Raw genomic sequence first — 6,476 nt, forward strand, 5'->3', positions numbered from 1 at the left:
ATGCATTATCCGACCGATGTGATCGCCGGTTTCGCGGTTGGCACGCTGGGCGCCTACGTCGTGCGCAACTATTTTGCCCGTCGCCGCTGGCTCTTCGCCTTCCGCGCGGATGGCTCGGTGCGGTTTCGGGGGCTGCCGGCCCTGAGCCGGCTGGTGGGGCGGCGCGCCTAGCGCGCCGCTGCGTAACGTTGGATGGCGGCGGACAGATCAGCCTTAAGGTCATCCACACCCTCCAGCCCGATATGCAGGCGAAACAGATTGCCTTCGGCTGTCCACGGCTTGGCGGTGCGGTTGCTACCGAGCTTGACCGGAATGCACAGGCTTTCAAAGCCGCCCCAGGAATAGCCCATGCTGAACAGGGCCAGCCCATCGACGAAGGCGGCCACGGCAGCGCGCGGGGCAGGGGCCAGCATGACGCTGAACAGACTGCCCGAGCCGGTGAAGTCGCGCTTGAACAGGGCATGGTCTGGATGGCTCGGCAGAGCGGGGTGCAGTACCTGCAACACTTCTGGCTGCGCTTCGAGCCAGCTGGCGATGTCGAGCGCCCGCGCCTGATGCTCCTTCATGCGGATTGCCAGGGTGCGCAGACCGCGGGCAACCAGAAATGCCTCATCGCCCGAGGTGAAGAACCCGAGCAGGGCGCGGGTCGATTCGACCTCGGGCCAGGCCGCTTCAGTGGCCGAGATGGTGCCGGCAAAGGCATCGGAGTGCCCCACGAACATTTTGGTGCCGGCATGCACTACCAGATCGGCACCCAGCGCCAGCGGCTGATGGAAGAGCGGGCTCGCCCAACTGTTATCCACTATCAATCGCGCGCCATTGGCATGGGCCGCTGCCGCGAGTGCGGGAATATCCTGCACCTCAAAAGTCAGTGAGCCCGGACTTTCCGCCAGCACAGCCTTGGTATTGGGTTGCATCAGGGCGCTGATACCGGCGCCAATCCGTGGATCGTAGTAGCGCGTGGAGACACCCATGCGCTTGAGAAACCCGTCGGCAAAGCTGCGACCCGGCTCATAGGCACTGTCGGAGATTAGCAGATCATCGCCCGCCTTAAGGCAACTCAGCACCGCAATGGTGATGGCGGCCAGGCCTGATGGCACGAGGCGCGTGCGATAGGCGCCCTCAAGTTCATTGACCAGTACTTCGACGCTTTCCGTTGTCGGATTGCCCGCGCGGCCATAGGCAAACCGCTGCGTCTGGCCAGCCATGTCGTCGAGGGTTTTGAATAGCACGGTAGAGCCGCGATAGACCGGGGTATTGACGAACCCGAACTGATCTTCGGGTGTCCGCCCATGGTGCGTCAGTACCGTTTCGACCGATTGGTGCTTGGCGGTGCTGCTTTTTTTATCATTCATGCTGGGCTCACTGCTCAATATCCAGTCAAACTAACAATTTGGTCAATTACGAGACAGTAATACTGCCCCATGATTGGTTCTACCCTTGACGGAAAGAGCAAGAGACGCTTGCATGCATAGCAGCATCACAACTGCTCTTGAAAGAGTGGAGGTGCCACCCGGGGGGATTGGGTTCGCCTGTCACCACGGGACACACGGTCAGGAAATAAAGGCAACAACAATGCAAAAAACGCTCGTAACTATCGCAGTCGCGGCCTCGCTGGGTCTCGGCGCGACGGCGTCAGCTCAGGCAGGCATTCTCGAAGACGTGGTCGCAAAAGGTTACATCCAGTGCGGTGTGACCGGTGGCGTGGCAGGGTTCTCGGCACCCGACTCCAACAATGTCTGGACCGGTCTGGAAGTCGACTATTGCCGTGCCCTTGCTGCAGCCATCTTCAATGACGCCGACGCTGTCCGCTTCACCTCGTTGACCAGCCAGGAACGCTTCACCGCGCTATCGGCCGGTGAAGTCGACGTGCTGTCGCGTACCACCACCTGGACCATGAGCCGCGATACCCAGCTTGGTATCAACTTTGTTGGCACCATGTTCTATGATGGCCAGGGCTTCATGGTCCGCAAGGCCGACGGCATTGCCTCGGGTCTCGACCTTTCCGGCGCAGCTATCTGCGTGGAGGCCGGCACCACGACCGAACTGAACGCGGCTGACTATTTCGCCACCAACGGCATGGAATTCAACACCGTCGTGTTCGTTGATCAGGACGAAGTGGTGAAGGCCTATGAAGACGGTCGTTGCGACGTCTACACCACCGACTCTTCAGCCCTTGCTGCAGAACGGTCCAAGTTCGCTGTGCCTGATGATCACGTCATCCTGCCAGAAATCATCTCCAAGGAGCCGCTTGGTCCGGTTGTGCGCCAGGGCGACGATATCTGGTTCAATATCGCCCGCTGGACTTATTTTGCCCTGCTCGAAGCTGAAGAACTCGGCGTTTCGCAGGCTAATGTCGACGAGATGCTCGGTTCGGACAACCCGGCCATCAAGCGCCTGCTTGGCGTTGAAGGCGACTTCGGTACGCCACTCGGCCTGACCAAGGACTGGGCTTACCAGATCCTCAAACTGGTCGGTAACTACGCCGAAACCTATGAGCGCAACGTTGGCCCAGCCACCCCGATTGGCCTTGAGCGCGGTCTGAATGCCCTGTGGAAAGACGGTGGCATCCAGTACGCTCCGCCAGTCCGCTAAAATAGGCATCGGCCCGGTACTCCCACGACGGGGGCACCGGGCCTTCTGTTCCGTCAGCTGTCGCCATCGCGGCGACGCATGGAACAGCCGTGCTTGCATGCTGCCCGGGGACCAACAACATGACTGCGCTTGACGCGGGGCCCACTGAGGCCCCCAGGACCTTCTTTTTCAACGATCCCGTAATCCGCGGCATTGTCTACCAGATCGTGGTCGGCTTGATCCTGGTGTCATTCATTGCCTGGATCATCGGCAATACCGCGGCCAATTTGGCTGCCCAGAACAAGACGACCGGCTTTGACTTTCTCTGGAAGACGGCCGGGTTCGATATCAGCTTTTCGCTGCTGCCCTGGTCCCGCGCATCCACTTACTGGCAGGCCTTCTTGGTCGGCATCACCAATACGCTGCTGGTCGCCTTTATCGGCATAGTCGTCGCAACCATTCTCGGATTTACCATTGGCATTGCCCGGCTGAGCAGCAACTTCATTATCTCCAGCCTGGCCACGGTCTATGTCGAGACCATCCGCAACATTCCGCTGCTGCTGCAACTGTTCTTCTGGTACTTTGCCGTCCTCAAGACCATGCCAGCCGTTCGCGACTCTTACGAATTGCCGCTGGATTCCTTCATCAACCAGCGCGGCATTTTCTTCCCGCAACCCTTGCCAGATGCGCAGTTCGGTTTTGTCTGGATTGGGCTTGCCGTGGCGATCGTGGGTGTTCTGGTTCTGCGCCGCTGGGCGCGAAAGCGTCTGGAGGCTACGGGCCAGCGCTTTCCGGTGTTTCTGACCTCCCTTGCCGTGCTGCTGGTCCTGCCTGCCCTGGTCTGGCTGATCAGCGGCGCGCAGGTGGCGTTCGATCCGCCGGTGCTGGGGCGCTTTAACTTCGAGGGCGGGGTACAACTGCCGCCGGAGTTTCTGGCGCTGCTGTTCGGATTGAGCATCTACACCGCGTCGTTCATCGCCGAGACCGTCCGCGGCGGCATCCAGGCAGTCAACCACGGGCAGACCGAAGCGGCGCAGTCGCTGGGGCTCAAGGAAGGTGACCGGCTGCGCCTGGTCATCGTGCCGCAGGCCATGCGCGTCATCGTACCGCCACTGACCAGCCAATATCTCAATCTGACCAAGAACTCGTCGCTTGGCGCGGCCATTGGCTACCCCGAACTGGTCAATGTGTTCTCAGGGACTGCGCTCAATCAGACAGGTCGGGCCATCGAGTGTATCGCACTGACCATGCTGGTCTATCTGATCTTGTCACTGCTGACCTCGGCGATCATGAACTGGTACAACGCCCGCGTCACCCTGGTTGAGCGGTAGGAGACCAGCCATGACCGATACTGGATATGTTCGTTCTGAACTGGTCGCCGCCAAACCGGCCCCCAACCCCACCAGCGGGGCCGTTGTCTGGGCCAAAAAGAACCTGTTCGCCACGCCAATGGACGCGCTGCTGACCGCGTTCGGCGTGCTGTTTCTGCTCTGGGTGGTGCCGCCATTCTTCAACTTTGTCCTCGGCCACGCCGTTGGTCCGATGGGCACTGTCGAGGAATGCCGTGCCATTACGGCCGGGGCGTGCTGGGCCTACGTCTACAACGAGATGGAATTCTTCATCTACGGCTTCTACGACATCCCCCAGCTCTGGCGCCCCAACATCGTCTTTGCTTTGGGTGCCTTGCTGTTCGTACCCTTGCTGATCCCCAAACTGCCGTTCAAGCGCATCAATGCCCTGCTGTTCCTGTTTGTCTATCCGGTGGTGGCGTATTTCCTGCTGGCCGGCGGCGTATTCGGCCTGTCGGAAATGCCAACCGAAAAGTGGGGCGGACTGCTGGTTACCCTGATTATCTCGGTGGTTGGCATTACCCTGGCGTTCCCGCTGGGCATCGTGCTGGCGCTCGGGCGGCAGTCCACCTTGCCGGTGATCAAGACCATCTGCGTTACCTTTATCGAGCTGATCCGCTCGGTGCCGCTGATTACCATTCTGTTCATGGCCTCGATCATGCTGCCTCTGTTCATGCCGCAGGGCATGACCGTGGACAAATTGCTGCGGGCCCTGGTGGGCGTCACCCTGTTCACCTCGGCGTATCTGGCCGAAGTGGTGCGCGGGGGGCTGCAGGCCATTCCGCGTGGCCAGTATGAGGCCGCTGCATCGCTGGGCCTGGGCTATTGGCAGCGGATGTATTTCATCATCCTGCCCCAGGCGCTCAAGCATGTGATCCCCGGTATCGTGAACAGCTTCATCGCGCTCTTCAAGGACACCTCTCTGGTCTACATCGTGGGCATGAAAGACCTGCTCGAAGCCGTCAAAACCAAAAACGACTCCGCGCTGGAGTGGCAATCCGCCAACACGGCAACCACTGGTTACCTGTTTGCCGCCATTGTCTTCTGGGCATTCTGTTTCTCCATGTCGCGCTATTCCATGTTCATGGAACGCCGTCTCAATACCGGCCATAAGAGGTAGTTTTCATGTCCGAACCTTCACAGACTACCGCAGCCTCAGGGCAGGCCACCCGGCAAGACAAGGCCACCAGTACCAAGCCAGCGATCGAAATCATTGGCATGCATAAATGGTACGGTGACTTTCACGTCCTGCGTGACATCAATTTGACGGTGGGGGACGGCGAGCGGATCGTCATTGCCGGGCCGTCGGGCTCCGGCAAGTCGACGCTGATCCGCTGCGTCAACCGCCTCGAGGAGCACCAGGAAGGCCAGATCATCGTCAATGGCGTTGAACTGACCGCCGATCTCAAGCGCATAGACGAGGTGCGCCGCGAAGTAGGAATGGTGTTTCAGCACTTCAACCTGTTCCCGCATTTGACCATCCTGCAGAACCTGACACTGGCACCAATCTGGGTGCGGGGCACGCCCAAGGCCGCGGCCGAGGCGACTGCCATGCACTATCTCGAGCGGGTCAAGATCCCCGAGCAGGCCAACAAGTTCCCCGGCCAGTTGTCCGGCGGCCAGCAGCAGCGTGTGGCAATTGCCCGCTCGCTGTGCATGCAGCCGCGCATCATGCTGTTCGATGAGCCAACCTCGGCGCTTGATCCCGAAATGGTCAAGGAAGTGCTCGATGTCATGATCAGCCTGGCCGAAGAAGGCATGACGATGATTTGCGTCACGCACGAGATGGGCTTTGCCCGTCAGGTCGCCGACCGCGTGATCTTTATGGATCAGGGCCAGATCATCGAGCAGAACGAGCCAGAGCAGTTCTTCTCCAATCCGCAGCACGAGCGCACCAAGCTGTTCCTCAGCCAGATCCTGCACTGAGGGCCACTATCGGGTTGTCCAGGCAAATTGGCCGGGGCAATCGCCCTGGCATGGCTTGACCGCACCCTGCCGCCTGCCAATATGGGCAGGCGAGCGAAGGGAACGACCAGATTGGCTAGATTTTTCATGCGATTGTCAGCGGTGCTGGCAGCCATTGGCTGGGTGTTGGGTTTGACCGTCAGTCCCGCGGCGGCGCAGACGCTCGACGCCGTGCGCGAACGCGGCTTTCTCATTTGCGGCGCCACCAATCCACTCCCCGGATTTGCCCAGATCGATGCCGATGGCCGCTGGTCCGGCTTTGATGTTGATCTGTGCCGGGCTATCGCCGCAGCGGTGTTTGGTGATCCCAATCGCATTGAGTTTCACTCCCTGCGCGGGGAGGCCCGGTTCGCGCATCTGCAGACCGAAGCGGTCGATGTGCTGACCCGCAATGGACCCTGGACGGCGCGGCGGGACACGCTATACGGTGCCCGCTATGTCGGTACGGCCTTCTTTGATGGCCAGGCATTCCTGGTGCCACAGGCGCGGGGACTGGTGTCGGCATTCGAACTGGACGATGTCCGCATCTGCGTGATTGATGGCGGCGATGATCTCGAACGCATTGAGGAATTCTTCTTCGCCAACCAG

6 protein-coding genes are annotated in these 6,476 nt (G+C 60.2%); 5 read left to right on the forward strand and 1 reads right to left on the reverse strand.

Going from position 1 to position 6,476, the window contains the following annotated elements; all coding sequences use genetic code 11:
- Positions 1-167 precede the first annotated feature (167 nt).
- Positions 168-1,355 (reverse strand): cystathionine beta-lyase, encoded by a 1,188-nt coding sequence (metC, locus tag Q8O80_RS04895; protein WP_305577529.1) that lies wholly within the window; start codon positions 1,353-1,355, stop codon positions 168-170.
- A 220-nt stretch (positions 1,356-1,575) separates the two neighbouring features.
- Here metC and Q8O80_RS04900 point away from each other — a divergent pair, with 220 nt between their 5' ends.
- The 5 genes from Q8O80_RS04900 to Q8O80_RS04920 form a co-directional block, all read left to right on the forward strand.
- Positions 1,576-2,595 (forward strand): amino acid ABC transporter substrate-binding protein, encoded by a 1,020-nt coding sequence (locus Q8O80_RS04900; RefSeq protein ID WP_305577531.1) that lies wholly within the window; start codon positions 1,576-1,578, stop codon positions 2,593-2,595.
- 119 nt (positions 2,596-2,714) lie between these two features.
- Positions 2,715-3,905 carry an amino acid ABC transporter permease gene (locus Q8O80_RS04905; protein WP_305577533.1) on the forward strand — a complete coding sequence of 397 codons (1,191 nt, stop codon included), beginning with the start codon at positions 2,715-2,717 and terminating at the stop codon, positions 3,903-3,905.
- Positions 3,906-3,915: 10 nt separating this feature from the next.
- Positions 3,916-5,043 carry an amino acid ABC transporter permease gene (locus Q8O80_RS04910; protein WP_305577535.1) on the forward strand — a complete coding sequence of 376 codons (1,128 nt, stop codon included), beginning with the start codon at positions 3,916-3,918 and terminating at the stop codon, positions 5,041-5,043.
- A gap of 98 nt (positions 5,044-5,141) precedes the next feature.
- Positions 5,142-5,849 carry an amino acid ABC transporter ATP-binding protein gene (locus tag Q8O80_RS04915; protein ID WP_305577539.1) on the forward strand — a complete coding sequence of 236 codons (708 nt, stop codon included), beginning with the start codon at positions 5,142-5,144 and terminating at the stop codon, positions 5,847-5,849.
- 126 nt (positions 5,850-5,975) lie between these two features.
- Positions 5,976-6,476: transporter substrate-binding domain-containing protein (locus Q8O80_RS04920; protein ID WP_305577537.1), on the forward strand; the 501-nt coding region annotated here is incomplete at its 3' end.

Origin of the sequence: Devosia sp. (genome assembly GCF_030689745.1) — a bacterium.
GTDB classification, from domain to species: Bacteria; Pseudomonadota; Alphaproteobacteria; order Rhizobiales; family Devosiaceae; genus Devosia; species Devosia alba.